The sequence below is a fragment of the Psychrobacter sp. Sarcosine-02u-2 genome (assembly GCF_002836335.1).
Taxonomy (GTDB): domain Bacteria; phylum Pseudomonadota; class Gammaproteobacteria; order Pseudomonadales; family Moraxellaceae; genus Psychrobacter; species Psychrobacter faecalis.
This window is the reverse complement of record NZ_PJBX01000110.1, coordinates 12,454-31,592: the sequence shown is the minus strand read 5'-3', so window position 1 is coordinate 31,592 and position 19,139 is coordinate 12,454. Positions and strand designations below refer to the sequence as shown.

The following is a 19,139-nucleotide window of genomic DNA, read 5'->3' as shown; positions in this document are numbered from 1 at the left end:
TAATGAATCATTTAGGCTGATAAGCAATCATTATTTCATTGCGGCGCATAAATGGCAGCGTCCAAGGTGGGTTATAACGCGCCAGCTCAGGCTTACCTGTGATGGTTAAATTTTGCGCTTGCATCCAAGATTGTAGCTCTTTAGTTTTCGCCGCGACTTTTTCAGTACCCGCCAATCCTGAAAATTTAATAACGCCATAAGTTTGCGCTGGAACTTCTACAATTTCGATATTCGGATTATTAGGTTTTGGCAGCGTTTGCAGCGTATATCGGCTTGGCATGGTAAATTGCACGCGCCATTTATCTTTAGTTTGTTAAATGCTGACTGGCGCAGTCATGGCAATTTTCTGTGACTTACCGCTCCCTTTTTTAGTTTCAGATTGCATTGTTACTGGCGCAGTCATACTAATTTTACGAATCTTGCCATTTGCGGCGCTATTATTGCCAAAGATATAATCTGCTAGAATCTTAAATCCTGCACGGCTGGCGGCATCTTGGTCGCCCGTTACCCAAGTCTGTGCCACTAACTGCTCATCGTAACGACGCAGCTCAAAGTCTTCAGTCTGTTTTAGTACAGTATATTTTGGCTCTTCGGTTGCCATAGCTGCTCCTGATAGTAATAATGCGCTCGTTAATAACAGTCCATTTAATAGGGCTTTATTTGATAAGTCGTTATTCAATAGCAAGCGAATCGATGACAAATAGCGTGTTTTAGCCATATTATCTCTCCGCTATATACATTTAGACCTTAACATTTATTTGATTTATAGTAGCCACTCTTCTACTTTAGCAATGACTTGGCAAGAATGTCTGTATTTTTCGGTTATAGCATGCCAATTAATGAGCGATTAATGTCCCATTTAATTGTTAGCATGCTTAGGCTATTTTATAAACGCTCTCCTTCTCTAAACCAATTGTCAGCCGCTTAAATATCCATGTCCAAAAAAATGCTTAACAATGTTATAATTAGCGCCATTTTCATAGCTTAAATAGCGGTTATCTTATGCAATTTGTTTTACACAAAACGGCCAGCGGTATCACGCGCGCACGCCGTGGTACGGTTCATCTCAATCATGGCGATGTGCAAACGCCTGCTTTTATGCCAGTGGGTACTTATGGTACCGTAAAAGGCATGCTGCCACGGGATATCGAAGCGATTGGCGCCGATATTATCTTGGGCAATACTTTCCATTTATGGCTGCGTCCGGGCACTGATATCATTGATAAATTTGGTGGTCTGCATAAATTCATGCATTGGGATAAGCCAATCCTTACCGATTCGGGTGGTTTCCAAGTATTCAGTCTTGGGGCCATGCGTAAAATCACCGAAGAAGGCGTGACTTTTAAATCGCCTATCGATGGCGCAAAAGTATTTTTATCGCCAGAAAAATCGATGCAAATTCAATATAGCTTGAACTCAGACATCGTGATGCAGTTCGATGAGTGCACGCCCTATCCTGCCACTCATGAAGAAGCCAAAAAATCTTTAGAGTTGTCACTACGCTGGGGCCAGCGCTGTGTCGATGAGCATAAGAAGCTTGGCAGCACCAATGCCTTATTTGGCATTATCCAAGGCAGTATGTATGCCGATTTGCGTCAGCAATCACTCGAAGGTCTGCTTGAGATTGGCTTTGATGGTTATGCCATCGGCGGTTTATCGGTTGGCGAACCAAAAGAAGAGATGATAGACGTCCTAGATTATATCGCCGACGATATGCCCGCTGACAAGCCGCGCTATTTGATGGGCGTTGGTAAGCCTGAAGACCTCGTTGAAGGGGTACGCCGCGGCGTCGATATGTTCGATTGCGTGATGCCAACTCGCAACGCCCGTAATGGTCATTACTTTGTCACCGGTGACGCTGAGAATGCCGGCATTATACGCATACGTAATAGCCAGTATCGCACTGATGAAGGGCCATTAGACCCTGAATGTGACTGCTATACCTGCCAAAACTTTAGCCGTGCTTACTTATCACATCTAAATAAATGTAAAGAGATGCTAGGGGCGCAGCTAGCGACTATTCATAACCTGCGTTACTATCAGCGTTTGATGCAAGGTATCAGAGACGCGATTGAACAAGATAAGTTTGATGAGTTTGTAAATGAGTTTTATAGTAAACGCGGACAAAGCGTTCCTGAACTCAATTTACGTTAACCATTTCTAGAGTTATTTTATCTGCGTAAGATGCTTGAAGCTGCTTTAAGCGAGAGACATTAAAATGGAAAAGGGCTTAAGATTAATCTTAAGCCCTTTTTGTTTAGCTAGAGTCTTTATTACCTAAAATATTAATACTATTAATAGGTAATAGGCAATCTATTAGCTTATTAATGTGGTCACAAAAACAATCAGTACAGCAATCGGCGCGACGAATTTAGCAATGATTTGCCATAATTGCCAGGTACCATTAGACAATCCAAGCTCTTGCTGAATGCTACGTTGATCCATTTTCCAACCGACAAAGATAATCGCGGCAAGACCGGTTAAAGGTAACATGAATTTACTGGTTAATTTGTCCAGAGCATCAAAAATACCATTACCCATGATGGTAAAGTCGCTCCATAGATTGAATGACAACAAAGCTGCGATACCTAATAACCAAACCGCGATACTAGCGACGATGGTCGATACGGTACGGCTCATTGGCGTACGCTCTTCTAACAGCTCAACCGTTGGCTCAAGTAATGAGATTGAAGAAGTCACAGCGGCAAAGGTAATCAATAAGAAGAACAACGTACCAATGATGGCACCGGCGCCCATGCTACCAAAAGCAATTGGCAAACTGACAAAGATAAGACCAGGACCTGAAGCAGGATCAAGACCGTTGTTAAAGATAATTGGGAAAATAGCCAAACCAGCCGCTAAAGCAATGACAGTGTCTAGAATAACAACGGTACGCGCCGTGCTTAATAGATTGACCTCACGACCCAAATAAGAGCCATAAGCCACCATGATGCCCATACCGATAGATAAGGTAAAGAAAGCATGACCAAGCGCCGCTAGCATCACATCGCCATTTAACTTACTAAGGTCTGGCGCAAACAGGTAGTTCACCGCTTGGCCAAAACCGCCATTCATGACGTTGTAACCAACAATCACGAATAAAATCACACCCAGTAAAGGCATAAGCACTTTGGCAGTGTTTTCAATACCTTTCGTGACACCAACACCGACGATTAAAGCGGTGATTGCCATGAAAACCGTATGCCAAATTGTCAAGGTGCCAGCTGACGCCAACATCGCATCAAAGGTTGCCGCTACAGAGTCACCGTCTTGTCCGGCAAAGCTGCCTGAGCCAACTTTGGTGATGTAATTAAGCGCCCAACCACCGATGACACTATAAAACGATAAGATTAAAAAGCCACCTAAAATACCAGTCGCACCGACAATACCCCAACTGCGTGATTTACCTTCGCTTGCGGCGACATCAGAAAACGTATTGATAGGGTTTTTTTGCCCACGGCGACCAACCAGCCATTCTGCAACCAAAATTGGAAAACCAATCAGAGCAAGACAAAATAAATAGGCGATAACAAAAGCGGAACCACCACTCTCCCCAACCATATAAGGGAACTTCCAAATATTTCCTAAACCAACTGCCGATCCTACTGCTGCTAGTACGAAGCCAAAATTTGAGCTCCACTGAGCATGTTCTTGTTTATTAATAGCCATTTTGCCTTCCTCGTGCTTCAATTACTGTTGCTTATAATCTTCCTTGATTATCATAAATCGCTCTTAATGACTGAGACTCATTTAACCAGCTTGTCAATGTGACGCACTTAGCAACATTATGAAAGAATTGTTTACAATATCGTAAACGCCCAGTTTCTGCTAAGCGACCAAAAAAGTCAAGTAGCGATAAACATAAAAAGCCATAACTAATAGTTATGGCTTTTTATGTTTATCGAGATAATTTGTCAAAGTATATTACTTTGAAAATCGAGCTATCACAGTATTTTTATAATTAGTAAAACTATGTTTAGCGAACCACACCACGGCGGCTTTTTTGTAGCGAATCTATTAGCAGGGCGATTTTTGGCTCTGTTGGTAATAGCTCTGTTTTTAAAATCTCAAGCGCTTGAGCCGTTGTTAGACCTGATCGGTAGATAACACGATACGCTTGGCGCAATACATCAATCGTCTCTTTAGACCAGTCTTTACGGCGCATACCTTCGACATTTAGCCCGTGGGCTTTAGCAGGATTACCTGAAACCATGGTAAAAGCAGCGACGTCTTTTAAAATTAGGCTGGCGCCGCCAACCAAACTGTAATCATCAATGGTACAAAACTGATGAATACCTGAGTTGCCGCCAATAATCGTATGATTACCGATAGTCACATGCCCTGCCACCCCGACATTATTAGCCAGTACATTATGGTCGCCGATTAAACAATCATGGGCCACATGGGTATTGACCATCAAAAGATTGTGACTGCCAATCTTCGTCAAGCCGCCGTCTTGCTCAGTGCCACGGTGCAAGCTACACGCCTCGCGAATGGTATTATGATCGCCAATTTCAAGCCACGTACGCTCACCCGCGTATTTCAAATCCTGCGGGTCTTCGCCGATACTGGCGAACTGATAAAACTGGTTGTATTGCCCGATACGCGTCAGTCTTGCTACGACCACGTGCCGATGCAATACCGTATGGGCACCAATAGAAACTTCATCACCGACAATACAATAAGGACCAATGATGGCAGTCTCATCAATGTTAGCGGACGGTGAGATGAGTGCTGTTGGATGAATCTGACTCATAATATGGACCTTTGTATCATCTGATGCGAATAAATGGTAAAACAAGTAAAGCAAGCTTAGCGTAAATAATCAACCTGATACTGGTTTTGGTTAAAACTGGTTAAAAAGACAACGACGCCCAAAAGCATAACGATTTTTAAAAGTGGCAATCTAGGTAAAATACCGAGATAAATTTCTAGATTCCTATTAACAATTATCTAAAGGCGGAAGATTTAGCCAATCTTATAAACTTGTCATACGTTAGCGTTCATCGTATTTTATTGTCCCTGACGGGCAATCATAATTTGGGCACTAGCAGCAAGCTCATCTTCGACATGGACGGTACAATCAAACTTATAGATACCCTGCTTTTGCATCACGGTTTTTGCACGGATAATCAGCTGGTCACCAGGGATAACACGGCGTTTAAAGCGCACTTTATCCACCCCTGCAAACAAATACAAATAACCATCTTCTGCCGTCAATCCGGCACTGATAAACCCAAGGACGCCCGATACTTGCGCCATCGACTCCACCATCAATACACCCGGCATGATGGGCTGATCGGGAAAGTGTCCATTGAAAAACTCTTCATTAATGGTCACGTTTTTGATCGCTGTAATGCATTCGCCAGGGCTGCACGATATGACTTTATCTACCAGCAAAAACGGATAACGATGCGGCAGATAATGCTTCAATGTATGATAGGTTAATGGCAGTGTTAAGCCTTGTTCTGCTAAGCTTTTGATGTCTTCATCACTTGGTCTATCAATATCAATTGTGCTCATAATCGCGCTTCCTTGCTATATACTAAGCAGTGCTTTGTGTTTAAGCATTGCTGTGTTTTTAAATTTTATAAATAAATTGGATATGTTGTTAAGTTATGTATTAACCGCGCTAGACTAATCGCGACCAAGCTGACGAAAGCGTACCGCCGCACGGCGCCAATTGGCGGTTGGCATGGCCGCTGTACCAGAGGAGTATGAACCAGCCTTGGTAATGGATTTGGTCACCATAGTCATGCCAGATAAGGTAACATCATCCGCAATCTCAATATGACCAGTAATGCCAACAGCACCGCCGATAATGCAACGCTTACCGATAGTGGTACTACCCGCGATACCAGTTTGCGCCGCGATGGCAGTACCATCGCCAATACGGACGTTATGGGCAACTTGTACAAGATTGTCAATAATAACATGATTGCCAATCACCGTATCGTCAATTGCACCACGATCGATACAGGTTTGGCTACCTATACGTACATCATCGCCAATTACCACGCGTCCTAATTGAGCAATACGCTCCCAGCCGGTAACACTAGGATTACTCGTAGGTGCAAAGCCGAAGCCTTCTGACCCTATGCTAACGCCAGCATGCAATCTTACACGATTACCAAGCACACAATCATGCCCGATGACCACTTGTGACTTGAGCACACAATCGGTACCAATACTGCTGTTCGCCTCAATGACCACGTGCGCATCGAGCACACTGCGATCACCAATTTGTACCCCTTCGCCAATCATACAAAAAGGCCCAACAGTCACTTGGTTGCCAATAACTGCATTTTCCGCTATCACAGCACTCGGATGAATACCTTTAAACAAGGACGTACAGGCAAATAGTTGACTGGCACTGGCATAAGCCAAATAAGGCGCCGCAACGATTAAGGCAACCGTATTCTGTGCAACTTTGCTTTGATGGTCTGAGGTGGTCAGCACAGCTCCAGCCTGACTGTTTGCCAGACTAGGCAGATAATGCGGATTGGCTAAAAAGCTTAATTGCTGCGAATTGGCGGTGGTTAAATTACCGATACCCTCTAATTTTAGGCACAACTGCTCAGCGCTAAGGTCATCCTTGTTAAGAACCGGCTGACGCTGCTCAATCCGCGTGATAAGTTGCTCAATCGTTATCATAGTTGCTATTGGTATAATTAAAATTAGTATTGGTATGAATAAGTGAATCGCCAAGTTGAGATAACAGCTTGGCGACCTATTAAATTCTAACTGCGGACTAGTTTACTTAGCTGCATAAACGAACAAAAGCAATTAAACCGCTGCAGTTAACTTTATCGGACTAAAAAGTATTACCGATTTGGAACTGAACTTTTTCAGTCTCATCGCCTTCTTTGTCACCGATAGGCACAGCATAACTGAGTGAAATCGGACCAATTGGTGTATACCAGGTTACCCCTAAACCCGCACTAAAGCGGAATTTATTGTCTTGAGTAAGCAATGGAACGTCGATAGGGTTATTATCTTTATCTACAGGACGTTTACCTGTAGCAGGGTCGATAAACATACGATCTTCTTTATCTGTGGTATCAAATACCTGACCACCTTCAGCAAATAGTACTGGACGTACTTGATCCGCCCAATCGCCTTTAAATGGCATCGGTAGAATTAGTTCTGTACCAAAGCTAACCAACGCATTACCGCCAACCTCTTCTGCAGTATACGTTTGTTTAGCGGGATCATTAATTGCATCAAAATAGGCTTGTGATTTAGGCCCAAGCGTTGAGGCTTCATAGCCACGGACTGAACCATAACCACCGGCATAGAAGTTTTCATAGAATGGCAAATCATTACCATAACCAAGCTTAGTATAACCGCGTGCTACCCAATCTTTATAGATAGGTTGATAAATATTGCCGCGATAAACCAGTTTCTGATAACTGGCATCACCAAGACCAATGGTCGCATCGACCGTATGGCTCATGCCTTTATTTGGAAATACAGGGCGATCTAAGGTGCTATAATCCCAGCCCAGTAATAAGTTGTAGGTCTGGTAATCATTTTTGAAGCCAGTACGTCCTTCGAAGTCCCCAGTGAAATCTTCAACAGTACCGCCATCGTCAATAATTTGCTGTACATTTGATACACCAAGGAAACGGCCACCACGTACGGTCGTATTATCAACGTTCAAGCCCGCACTCACGCGTTTGGTTTCATCAACAGGATAACTATAGTTCAGCGTAGCACCATAAGCATCGGTGACATATTTACTAACGTTTCTGTCATCGTACTTGGTTTCACGATAATAAGCACTGATACCTTGCGAAACACCGTTTTCTGTAAAATAAGGATCGGTATAACCCAAGCTATAAGAATCACGCGTTTCAGAACGTGATAGCGCTGCTTTCACGCGGTTACCCGTACCCATAAAGTTATTTTGGGTTAAATCCAACTGGAAAGTCACACCGCCACTTTGCGAGTAACCAGCAGCAATCGTTGAGCTGCCAGAAGGCTGCTCTTCGACCGTATAGTTGACATCAACTTGGTCTGGCTGGTTTGGCACAGGCTTCACATCAACGTTGACCGCTTTAAAGAAACCGGTACGCATCAAGCGTGTACGCGACAGCTGAATTTTATCATTAGAGGCTAGTGTACCTTCTAACTGACGCATTTCACGGCGCAGCACTTCATCTTGGGTTTTTAAGTTACCCGTAAAGTTGATACGGCGCACATAAATAGGACGCGCAGGATCAATATAATAGTCAATATCGACCACTTTAGTTTCATCATTGATACGCGGTACTGGTCTGATTTGTGCGAGATAATAGCCTTCATTACCATAACGGCTCTTCAGTGCAGCAGTGGTCGCATCCAGTTTGGCTTGTGAATATTTTTCATCGGGCGCAAACGTGACCAGCTCTTTTAGCTCAGCGTTATCAAAGGTTGGTTTACCTAAGAAGTTTACTTCACCAAATTGATACTGCTCGCCTTCGCTAAGACTGACTTCGATAAACACATTGCTCTTATCTTCGCTAATATTGAGAACGGCATTATCGACAGAAAAACGTACATAACCATCGTTTTGATAAAGTGCTTTTAAATTTTCTAAACTGGCCGCCAGCTTTTCTTTAGCATAGCGGTCAGACTTAGATAATAGGCGCGTCCACGACGACTCTTTTACTGCAAAAACGTCTTTAATCTGCTCATCACTAAAGTGCTTATTACCAATGATATTGATATCGACGACTTTGGCGGGTTTACCTTCGATAAAGCGCACATCAAGCTTGACGCGATTACCATCTAATAATGTCTGATCGACTTCGATATTGCTATTGTAATAACCTTGACTAATATATTGCTGTTGTAGCTCGTTGGCAACACCTTGCAGCGTCGCTTGCTTTAGCACATCACCCACAGACAAACCAGCGTTACCAAGCCCTTGCTCAAGCCCTTCTTTTGGGATAAGTTTATTGCCTTCAAAGTTGACTTCAGCGATGATAGGACGCTCGACGACATCAAAGCGCAACTTGCCGCCTTCAACACGACTTTGAATATCAGCGAAGTTTTCAGTCGCATATAGTGCCTTAATACTGGCGGCCAAACGACTATCATTAACCGTATCACCCACCGAAATCGGCAAAACTGGATAGAGACTATCAGGAGTTAGGCGTTGTAGACCATTAAAGCCGATATCAGTGACCACAAATTCTGCAGCCTGCACCGGCATACTCATCATTGCTACAACTAACGGCAACCCAGCCGCGCTCATAAATAAAGGCGTACGCATAAACACTATCCGTCAATAAAAAACTTGCTTAAGTTAAGGTAAAAAGCACGTGTTGTCTAGCCCATTTCGCATAAAGTCGAAAAACTTCAGCACGGCAGACTCAGGACACTTTATATAAAACGCATCATAAAATAAACTAAAAAATAAAATTAGTACAGTAGCGGTAATAGAAAACAAGCGCCGTATTACATGAACTGCCTGCGCTGTAGCAGCATGCAAGCATTAAACCATCATGCTTTAGTTAATAAACCGCCGCATTATTTATCAAAATAGCCGACTGATATCATTACCAATTGCTAACACCATGAAACCTGCCAGCAAGAGTAAACCGATATTTAGACCGACCATTTGCACGCCTTCAGACAGAGGTTTACCGCGTATCAGCTCAATAAGATAGTAGACAATATGTCCACCATCTAATACTGGAATGGGCAAAAGATTCAAGACTGCAAGGCTCAAACTGATCAACGCTGCTGTCGATAACACCATCTGCCAGCTAATATCAAAGCTTTGTTTAGCGACTTTCGCAATGGTAATCGGACCTGATAAATTCTCCAAACCTATCATACCAGACAGCATCTTGCCCATTGAGCTGACCGTCATGACGGCTAACTGCTCCGTTTTCTCAAACGACTTAATCAATGACTCACCAGGGCCGTAGACAACCGTGGTTTTGTAGGCGTCAGGAATGACAATTTCAGACTCTGCCACCATAGCACCAATTTGCCCGTAATCGTTACCTAAATTGTCTTTTTTACCTTGCGGCATGATGGATAACTGAACTTGTTTGCCATCACGCAATACAGTGAAATTAAGCAAAGTTTCAGGATTGTCGCGAATGATACGCGTGGCGCTAATCCAGTCGGTAATCTCTTTACCATTAATAGCCGTAATGCGGTCACCAACCTGTAGGCCTTGACGGCTGGCAGCGCCATCGGGCGTTAAGTTGCCAACGATTGGTGCGATGTTTGGTTGCCACGGTATCATGCCGAAGCTTGATAACGCATCTTTGCCTTGCGCGTCGCCTTGCATAAACTCTTTAATCGGTGCTTGATAGGTTTTGGTGGTGTTACTACCTTTTGCATCAGATTGCAAGGTGACACTGACATTGTCCGTCTCACCCATACGCCCAGCAAGGCGATAGTTAATACCTTCCCACGTTTGTACGTCATGGCCATCAATAGCAACGATTTTATCGCCCACGGGCAACTGTGCCATCGCTGCTGGGGTATCGGGCAGCACCTGCCCTATCTTTGTCGCCAATTGCTCTGATGGGGTCATAAATAACACCCAAAATAATGCAATAGCGATGACAAAATTCATAATAGGACCTGCGGCAACCACCGCAATCTTTTTGAGCGGATGCTGACGATTAAACGCTAGATGTAGCTCGTCTGCTGCTACCTCACCTTCACGCTCATCAAGCATTTTGACGTAGCCACCAAGCGGCAGTGCCGAGATACGATAATCGATGCCACTTTTTTTACTGGTCCAACCAAAGAGTTTCGGACCAAAGCCAATAGAGTACGTCAGTACTTTAACGCCGCACAGACGCGCCACGATGTAATGGCCCCACTCATGTAAGGCGATGAGTGGACCTAAGACAAATATTGCCGCAAGTAGCGTTAATAAAAACGTCATGATCTTTTCTCAATATGCTCTTTTAACATCGTTTATCAAATGACTGAATTTTTATAGATTCATGCCAACTTTGCCACTAACGTATCAGTATGCTGACGCGCTATGTTATCAATCGCTAAAATATCTTCAATATCGGCAGTCTCATTTAATACCGCTACTTGTATCTCATCTAGTGCTTGCGCATTAATATCGGCAATATCAGTCAGACGAATCTGCCCATTTAAAAATGCGGCAACTGCAATCTCATTGGCTGCATTTAGCACAATCGTGGCCTGCGTACCCGCTTGCATCGCTTGCCTTGCCAAACGCAAACAGGCAAATTTTTGCAAATCAGGCTCAATAAACTCTAAACCACTTAATGCAAATAAATCTAATGGCTGCGAGCCACTATCGATACGGGCAGGGTAACTGAGGGCATGGGCAATAGGCGTCTTCATGTCAGGGCTGCCAAGCTGCGCCAAAAAGCTACCATCACTATATTCTACCATTGAGTGGATGATACTTTGTGGATGAATCACCACATTTATCTTATCCTCACTCAAATCAAATAAATGACAAGCTTCGATGAGCTCAAGCCCTTTATTCATCATCGTTGCTGAGTCAACCGATATCTTTTGCCCCATTGACCAATTGGGATGTTTAACTGCTTCAGCGACGCTAGCTTGCTGCATTTGCGCAAATGACTGCTGCAAAAAAGGCCCGCCAGACGCGGTCAACCAAAGCTTACGAACGCCATGGTTTGGCTGATGAATTTGGCTACTGTCTTGTTGAATCGCAAAGGGTAAACACTGGAAGATCGCATTGTGCTCTGAATCTAAGGGCAGCAAAGTCGCGTGATGCGTTTTAACCGCATTAATCATCACCTTTCCAGCCATGACCAATGCTTCTTTATTCGCCAATAAAATACGCTTGCCTGCACGCGCTGCTGCCAAAGTGGAAGGCAGACCGGCTGCGCCTACGATCGCCGCAACCACTGTATCGGTTTGCGGATCAGTCGCAATATCGACCAACCCTGAAGCACCGCCGACCACGTCGATATTTAAACCAGCTGCACTAAGACGCTGAGCGAAATCATCGACCGCTGCTGTCGGTACACTGACGCGTTTTGGCAAAAACTGTTGACAAAGCGCGAATAATTTATCTAAACGATGGTAGCCTGATAAGGCATAAACGTCGTAGTTCTGTGGTTGTGCCGCCAAAATTGCTAACGTGCTATCGCCTATCGAGCCTGTCGCGCCTAGTACGGCGATGCGTTGGATCATAACCATCGGTGCCTATAATATGGTGAAATTAAATGAGAAATAAATATAAGGTATAGAGTCTAATACGAGGTAGCCTAGTCACTACCAAATATGTAAGCTCTACCTATCTTATATTTTTAGCCTGATAGTTTTTTATTTTTAGACTTTTTATTCTTAGACTAGTTATTGTTATACGACCATTAAACCGAGCTGCTGTAGCGCCCAAAAGCCAAGGGCAAATATCGGCGTGGCAGACAGTAGCGAGTCAATACGGTCAAGTACCCCGCCATGCCCTGGCAAAATCGTTCCAGAATCTTTGACGTCAGCGCGGCGTTTGAGCATCGACTCAAATAAATCGCCGAGTACAGAAGCCAAAATCGTCAGTGCTGACAGTGCTACAAAAGCGACTAACGGTAGGCCAGTCAATTGTAGTTTAAAAACACTAATGACGATGACCACAAGCAAACCTGTTACCAAGCCGCCTGCTAGCCCTTCCATGCTTTTGTTGGGTGAGACGTTTGGCGCCATCTTACGGCGACCGAGCTTACGCCCAACAAAGTAAGCGCCACTATCAGCACACCAGACCAATAAGAATACATACAGCAGCCACCATGCGGACAGTTGCCATAAGTAAAACATAGCGGTAATGGCAGCGGTTAATATAATAGCGCCCATCAATGCTAATTTCTTACCGTACCAGCTAGTATGAGTAGGAAAGACTCGCACCCAAGACAGCGCCATCAGCCAGATAATGAGTGACGCTACCCACCAAAACAGCCAGGTGACTTTAAACATCAGCGAGACGATGGTCAGCGCCAAAACCAACAGCACAAACAACGCAGGCTGCTGCCACTTTGGCATCAGTTTGGTCCACTCGTGGGCGGCAATAATGACGCCAATCGCTAGCAGCGGTGCAAATAAAATAGGCGTTTGGCTCGCAAACATTGCAATACCAACGATAATAACGAGAACAATTGCCGTCTTAATTCGTTGCCACATACTTATCGAGCCTTATATAACGAAAAATGTTTGGTTAAAATCTAGCATAACAGCGCTCTATAATAGCCCATTAAACAGGATTAACGCCAATTAAAGCAGCTTATTACAGACCAAACAAGTGTAATTCAAACCTCGCGGACGATTTAAGCAATTATTTCTACAGCGCTTATTAGCTAAAATTATTTTAAGGACTCTGCTGCTCTATCACTACTTGTTCGCTGGTTTTGCCAAAGCGGCGTTGGCGCTGAGCAAACTCTGCTATCATCGCTGCAAGCTCTGCGACTTTAAAATCGGGCCACAGGGTTTGGGTAAAGAACAATTCGGCATAAGCAGATTGCCATAATAGAAAGTTCGACAAACGGTATTCGCCGCCCGTGCGTATCAACATATCAACCGCAGGCGCATCTGCTAATTGCACATATCCGCCAAGCATCTCTTTATCGATGTCTTCTGCGCGCAACTTGCCCGCTTCGACTTGCTGCGCCAACTGCTTAGCAGCATGGGCAATATCCCACTGACCACCGTAGCTAATAGCGATTACCAAGGTCATCGCTTCAAAGTCAGCGGTTTTTGCCTCGGCATCTAACATCAATGCTTGCAAGTCTTCACTAAGCTGACTGCGATCACCAATAAAACGCAAGCGAATGCGATATTTTTGCATGCGCGGCAATTGCTCATTAATCGTTAAGCTCAACAAATGCATGAGCAGTGCCACTTCACTTGGTGGACGTTGCCAATTCTCACTAGAGAAGGCAAAGACGGTTAAGACTTCAATGCCCGTACTAACGCAGTATTCGACAATGGGATCTAGCGCATCTTTGCCAGCGATATGCCCCTGACCTTTGCCTAACTGATGGATTTTACCGTAACGGTTATTGCCATCCATAATGACGGCGATATGCCGCGGGAGAAGCGCGGGAGATGAAGTATCTGAAATAGACATAGGCTGACTTGCTTGTGGTTTGGGTAAAGTAAGGTGACGCGAATTATCGCCTGTTAAGAAAAACCATCGCTCATTAGCAAACAATTTATTAAAAACCTAAACTTGCAAAAACGCTTTCATAAAGGGTTTTTAACAAAACAATGGCTTAAGAATGGCTTAATTTCTTATACAGCAATAAACAGCCAATATTTATTTAACACTGACTGTTTGTAGAGAAAAAATAATGCTAAAGCGTCGTCTTTAATCAAAGAGAAAAGATGACGCCTATCGCCTATACTTCCATCAAGTCGCTTTCTTTTTTGCTCAAGCGGCTATCAATGGTTTCAATATATTTGTCGGTGATTTTTTGGATATCATCACTGGCGCGGCGCTCGTCATCTTCTGAAATTTCTTTTTCTTTTGCCAATTCTTTGATGTCATTCATCATATCGCGGCGGATATTACGGATAGAAACGCGGCTATTTTCCGCTTCACTGCGCGCAAGTTTTTGCATATCGCGGCGTGTGTCTTCGGTCAACGCTGGCATCGGTACACGAATCACGTCAGCAGTCATCGGGTTTAAGCCCAAATCTGCTTCGCGAATGGCTTTATCAATCGCTTGCACCATGCTACGCTCAAATGGCTGTACCAGTAACGTGCGCGAATCTTCGACGTTGACGCTAGCAACTTGGTTCAATGGCGTATCTGCACCGTAGTAGCTGACCATCACGCCAGATAACATACCTGGGTGCGCGCGGCCAGTACGTACTTTGCTAAAAGTCGTCTCAAGCGCTTCCAAGGTTTTTTGCATGCGTGCTTCGCCGTCTTGCTTAATCTCTTTAATCATCATGTATCCTTATTTATCGCTGTCGATAAATCACTCATTATTGTTAGGTATAAAGCTGTTAGGTATAAATCCTATGCAACGATTGATGCTTACAACATCAATGATTTTTATTCATATAATCATTTAGTCATCTATAAAATAAGTGAGCGTTTAATGATAAACGCGCGTGCCTTCATTTTCGCCCATAATGACGTTTAATAAGGCATTAGGCTTGGTCATATCAAACACTTGCAGTGGGACGTTGTGCTCACGGCATAAAGCAATCGCTGTTAAATCCATGACGCCAAGTTTTTGCTCGAGCACTTCATCAAAGGTTAATCCGTCATATTTTTTGGCATCAGCATGGAGGCTTGGGTCTTTATCGTAAACGCCATCAACCTTGGTCGCTTTTAGAATTAAGCCCGCCTCGATTTCGATACCACGTAAGCAAGCGGCGGTATCAGTGGTAAAGAACGGATTGCCCGTGCCCGCGACAAAAATACACACTTCGCCATTTTTAAGATAACGAATGGCATTACGGCTACTGTAGCTTTCAGTGACTTCGCCAATTGGCAATGCTGACATCAAACGCGTTTTAATATTACGGCGCTCAAGGGCATCACGCATGGCCAGACCATTCATCACAGTGGCTAGCATACCCATTTGGTCACCAGTGACACGGCCGACCAAACCTTCTTGTTGCAACTGGGCACCGCGATACAAGTTACCACCGCCGACGACGATACCGACTTGTACCCCAAGTCCGCGTAAGTGGGCGATAGACAAGCTCATCTTATCGAGCACTTCGGTATCAATCCCCATCTCTTTGCCACCAGCTAAGGCTTCGCCAGAAAGTTTTAGCAAGATACGAGAGTAACGCGGGTTTTTGTCAGACATGAGGTCACCTTGTTAGCATGAAATTATAATGAAAATAAGCGGTAAAACACAAATTGCATTGGACTTTAGCCTACCCTTTCAAATTATCCTAAATGGCATAATAGCGCCAAAAACGATGTCAAATAGGTAAAAAGCCAAATTGCGCTAATTGTAGCAAAAACTGCCCACGATTGGGCAACTTTCACTCGGTTATCGTTGTAGCTCTCTAACCTTTATAACTGGCAAACAAATCATATTCGCTGGCGTCATCGATCGTGACGGTTAAGAATTGTCCAACTTTGACTTGCGCAGTGATCTCATCGACATAGACGTGACCGTCAATCTCAGGCGCATCGGCATAACTACGACAAATCGCGATGCCCTCTTCTTCATCAATCTCATCGACCAATACCATCAAGGTTTTACCGACTTTTTCTTGCAGCTTTTGTGCCGAAATCTCTTGCTGTATTGTCATCAAACGCTCATAGCGTTCTTGCTTAATGTCTTCAGGTACATGATTTGGCAAATCATTGGCGACCGCACCTTCGACTTCTGAATACGTAAAAGCACCGACGCGATCAAGGCGCGCCTCGACCAGCCAATCAAGCAAGCACTGAAAATCTTCTTCGGTCTCACCCGGGAAGCCGACGACGAAGGTTGAACGAATGACAATATCAGGGCAAATCTCACGCCACGCTTTGATACGCGCCAAAGTATTTTCGCTATGCGCCGGACGTTTCATGGCTTTTAAAACACTGTGGCTAGCATGTTGGAATGGAATATCAAGATAAGGCAGTAGTTTTTTCTCACCCATCAGCTCAACCACTTTATCGACATGCGGATAGGGATAAACATAGTGCAGGCGTACCCAAATACCCAAATCATTTAACGCTTGGCACAAGTCATAAAATTTCGACTTCAGCGGCATGCCATTCCAAAAGCTGGTTTTATATTTTAAATCCAGCCCATAAGCAGAGGTATCTTGTGAGATAATCAGCAGCTCTTTCACGCCAGCATTTTTCAGCGCCATTGCTTCATTCATCACGCTATCAATCGGCCGCGAAACCAAATCGCCACGTAAGCTTGGAATGATGCAAAAAGTACAACGATGGTTACAGCCTTCCGATATTTTCAGGTAAGCATAATGACTGGGGGTCAATTTAATCCCCGCTTCATTAATCAGATCTATCTTTGGATCATAGTTGCTATCTATATCGCGCTTGGGTTTGGGCACATGTTGCGAGACGGCAGTAATTACCTCATCATAAGCATGCGCACCGGTAACCGATAGCACAGCTGGGTGCATGGCACGGATTTTATCGGCCTCTTTACCCAAGCAGCCGGTGACAATCACTTTACCGTTTTTACTAATCGCTTCACCGATGGCGTCCAAGGATTCTTGCACGGCTGACTCAATAAAACCGCAAGTATTAACCACAACCAAGTCTGCGCCTTCATAATCGCTGGCAACTTGATAGCCGTCACGACTAAGCTCGGTGATAATGCGCTCACTATCGACCAGTGCCTTTGGACAACCAAGCGATACAAAGCCAATCTTTGGCGCAGCGTTCACGGGCGCGTCAATCGTCGCTGAATTGGCTAGCGTCGCATCGCTACTTTGCTCAATACTACGGTTTTGATTGTGGTTGGCTTTATGGTGGTAAGGCTGGTTAGTGTTTGCTTGACTGACATCTGCCTGACTGCTTTCTCGCGCTATATTTGGCTTTGCAGGATTAAAAATAGTGGCAGTGTCTTTTGGCATAGAAGCTAATGAGGCAGAAGCTGGCGATGTAGGAACTGATGAGGTGGTAACAGTCGTATTAAGCGACTCGGTAGAAGTGTTGGGCATGGCTGACCTTGCTAGAGATAAATTGGCTGTGCGCATTGTACGTTTTTTTTGTGATAATCGCCAGTTTTGCCGCGCTAGTGTGTTGATTTATGGTTAAATATTATCCCCAGTCTCACTTAATTTTAGGCATTATCCATGACGGCTGATTTGACCACTGCCAAACCGAATCCAGATTCGACGTTTATATTACAGCATTTATTTACCGCTATTTTATACGTTGATGAAGCGCTGACCATTACCTGGCTAAATGCGCAAGCGGAGCAGCTGCTTGCCATTAGCAGCGGACGTTTGCGAGGTCAATCAATCTTGAGCCTACTTGCGCCCGATGAGTTAATGTTAAAAGACAGACTTATTAATAGTAATCGAGAAGATAAGACCTGTGCGTTGACGGAGCGTTTTAGTCAAGCAAAATACTATCAGCAGCCGTTTATTGACCATGACCACCTTATACACACCCAGCTTAACGGCGGACTGACACTATCCGTGGATTATAGCGTGACCCCTGTTAGTCATGCGCAGCAGTCTTATTTTATTATAGAAATGTGGGGCAAAGACCGGCAAAGTCGTATTTCAGAAGAACAGCGCCAGCAGCAGCAATATAGCGTCGCCCGTCATATGTTACGCTCGGTCGCCCATGAAATCAAAAATCCATTGGCAGGTATTCGCGGGGCGGCGCAATTATTACAGCGGCAATTTATTAAGTTTAATGAATTTTCTGCTATTGTGAATGAAAATTTGAATGTAGCGGATGAAAACAACCTGAGAAATAATGCGGCAAAGCTGCGGAGTTATACTGATATTATCATTTCAGAAACCGATCGTTTGACCCAGTTGATTGGGCAGCTTCTTGGCTCTCATCAATTGCCAAACTGGCAAATGCTCAATATCCATGAACCGCTAGAGCACGTTTTGGCTTTAATCATTCATCAATATCCGGACGTGGTGCTACAACGTGATTATGATTTGTCGTTACCTGAGTTATGCGCGGATAAAGCTCAATTAATTCAAGTGTTTTTAAACCTGATGAATAATGCTTGCGAATCGATGACTGATTTTGAGCAAACGCTGCAACAAAATACGCCAGCCACGTTTGGCAACTTTTCATCAGCTAATACCCAAAGTCATCTTGACATTGATAGTAGCTATGAACCAAAGCTGCATATCCAAACGCGGGTTGCCTTTCAGCATACCATCGGTAGCCTGCAGCACAAACAAGTCTTGCAAATCACCATTACCGACAACGGCTCAGGGATAGACGACGCATTAATCGGTCAGATATTTTTCCCGATGGTGACCAACCGCGCAGCTGGTACAGGCCTAGGTTTATCCATCGTCCAAGATATCATCAGCCGCCATCATGGTATGATTGACGTCAGCTCAAAGCAAGCCCAAGGTTTTAGCGGCAGTTTTAAAAGTCATTATCAGCACAATCAAACCCGCTTTACCCTCTACCTGCCTTTTTCTCAGCCAAGCGCTAACCGTTAAGGCTAGAATTTTATATTCATTTTCCATTTCTCACTGCTTAT

The 19,139-nt window shown here is 44.2% G+C and carries 14 protein-coding genes and 1 pseudogene; 2 read left to right on the top strand and 13 right to left on the bottom strand.

Going from position 1 to position 19,139, the window contains the following annotated elements:
• Window positions 1–7: 7 nt before the first annotated feature.
• Window positions 8–601: pseudogene (locus tag CXF58_RS01695) on the bottom strand (SOUL family heme-binding protein).
• Window positions 602–1,002: 401 nt separating this feature from the next.
• Between CXF58_RS01695 and tgt the strand changes: the two are divergent.
• The gene (gene tgt, locus CXF58_RS01690) at window positions 1,003–2,154 is read left to right on the top strand and encodes a tRNA guanosine(34) transglycosylase Tgt (RefSeq protein ID WP_102076366.1); all 1,152 of its coding nucleotides are present in this window, start codon (window positions 1,003–1,005) and stop codon (window positions 2,152–2,154) included.
• A gap of 162 nt (window positions 2,155–2,316) precedes the next feature.
• Here the strand turns inward: tgt and CXF58_RS01685 are convergent, their stop codons facing one another.
• From CXF58_RS01685 to rimO, 12 genes are all read right to left on the bottom strand, one after another.
• Window positions 2,317–3,669 (bottom strand): sodium-dependent transporter, encoded by a 1,353-nt coding sequence (locus CXF58_RS01685; protein ID WP_102076365.1) that lies wholly within the window; start codon window positions 3,667–3,669, stop codon window positions 2,317–2,319.
• 307 nt (window positions 3,670–3,976) lie between these two features.
• Window positions 3,977–4,756 (bottom strand): acyl-ACP--UDP-N-acetylglucosamine O-acyltransferase, encoded by a 780-nt coding sequence (gene lpxA / locus CXF58_RS01680; RefSeq protein WP_068404561.1) that lies wholly within the window; start codon window positions 4,754–4,756, stop codon window positions 3,977–3,979.
• 257 nt (window positions 4,757–5,013) lie between these two features.
• Window positions 5,014–5,523 (bottom strand): 3-hydroxyacyl-ACP dehydratase FabZ, encoded by a 510-nt coding sequence (fabZ, locus tag CXF58_RS01675; protein ID WP_102076364.1) that lies wholly within the window; start codon window positions 5,521–5,523, stop codon window positions 5,014–5,016.
• 114 nt (window positions 5,524–5,637) lie between these two features.
• Window positions 5,638–6,654 (bottom strand): UDP-3-O-(3-hydroxymyristoyl)glucosamine N-acyltransferase, encoded by a 1,017-nt coding sequence (gene lpxD, locus CXF58_RS01670; RefSeq protein ID WP_102076363.1) that lies wholly within the window; start codon window positions 6,652–6,654, stop codon window positions 5,638–5,640.
• A gap of 160 nt (window positions 6,655–6,814) precedes the next feature.
• Window positions 6,815–9,259 carry an outer membrane protein assembly factor BamA gene (gene bamA / locus CXF58_RS01665; protein WP_102076362.1) on the bottom strand — a complete coding sequence of 815 codons (2,445 nt, stop codon included), beginning with the start codon at window positions 9,257–9,259 and terminating at the stop codon, window positions 6,815–6,817.
• Between the two features lie 264 nt (window positions 9,260–9,523).
• Entirely contained in the window at window positions 9,524–10,900 is a 1,377-nt protein-coding gene (gene rseP / locus CXF58_RS01660; protein ID WP_102076361.1) for an RIP metalloprotease RseP, read from the bottom strand.
• Window positions 10,901–10,959: 59 nt separating this feature from the next.
• Window positions 10,960–12,168, bottom strand: a complete 1,209-nt coding sequence (ispC, locus tag CXF58_RS01655; protein ID WP_102076360.1) for a 1-deoxy-D-xylulose-5-phosphate reductoisomerase — start codon at window positions 12,166–12,168, stop codon at window positions 10,960–10,962.
• Between the two features lie 162 nt (window positions 12,169–12,330).
• Complete coding sequence (locus CXF58_RS01650) at window positions 12,331–13,140, bottom strand: phosphatidate cytidylyltransferase (protein ID WP_102076359.1); 810 nt, start codon at window positions 13,138–13,140, stop codon at window positions 12,331–12,333.
• Between the two features lie 184 nt (window positions 13,141–13,324).
• A complete protein-coding gene (uppS, locus tag CXF58_RS01645; protein WP_102076367.1) occupies window positions 13,325–14,083 on the bottom strand; it encodes a polyprenyl diphosphate synthase in 759 nt (252 codons plus the stop codon).
• A gap of 271 nt (window positions 14,084–14,354) precedes the next feature.
• Window positions 14,355–14,909 carry a ribosome recycling factor gene (gene frr / locus CXF58_RS01640; RefSeq protein WP_068404574.1) on the bottom strand — a complete coding sequence of 185 codons (555 nt, stop codon included), beginning with the start codon at window positions 14,907–14,909 and terminating at the stop codon, window positions 14,355–14,357.
• 150 nt (window positions 14,910–15,059) lie between these two features.
• Window positions 15,060–15,785 carry a UMP kinase gene (gene pyrH / locus CXF58_RS01635; protein WP_068404576.1) on the bottom strand — a complete coding sequence of 242 codons (726 nt, stop codon included), beginning with the start codon at window positions 15,783–15,785 and terminating at the stop codon, window positions 15,060–15,062.
• A gap of 205 nt (window positions 15,786–15,990) precedes the next feature.
• Window positions 15,991–17,613: a 30S ribosomal protein S12 methylthiotransferase RimO gene (rimO, locus tag CXF58_RS01630; protein ID WP_102076358.1), complete on the bottom strand. Its 1,623-nt coding sequence runs from the start codon at window positions 17,611–17,613 to the stop codon at window positions 15,991–15,993.
• Between the two features lie 135 nt (window positions 17,614–17,748).
• On the opposite strand from rimO, the gene CXF58_RS01625 reads away from it, so the two are divergent.
• The gene (locus CXF58_RS01625; RefSeq protein WP_102076357.1) at window positions 17,749–19,098 is read left to right on the top strand and encodes a two-component system sensor histidine kinase NtrB; all 1,350 of its coding nucleotides are present in this window, start codon (window positions 17,749–17,751) and stop codon (window positions 19,096–19,098) included.
• Window positions 19,099–19,139 lie beyond the last annotated feature (41 nt).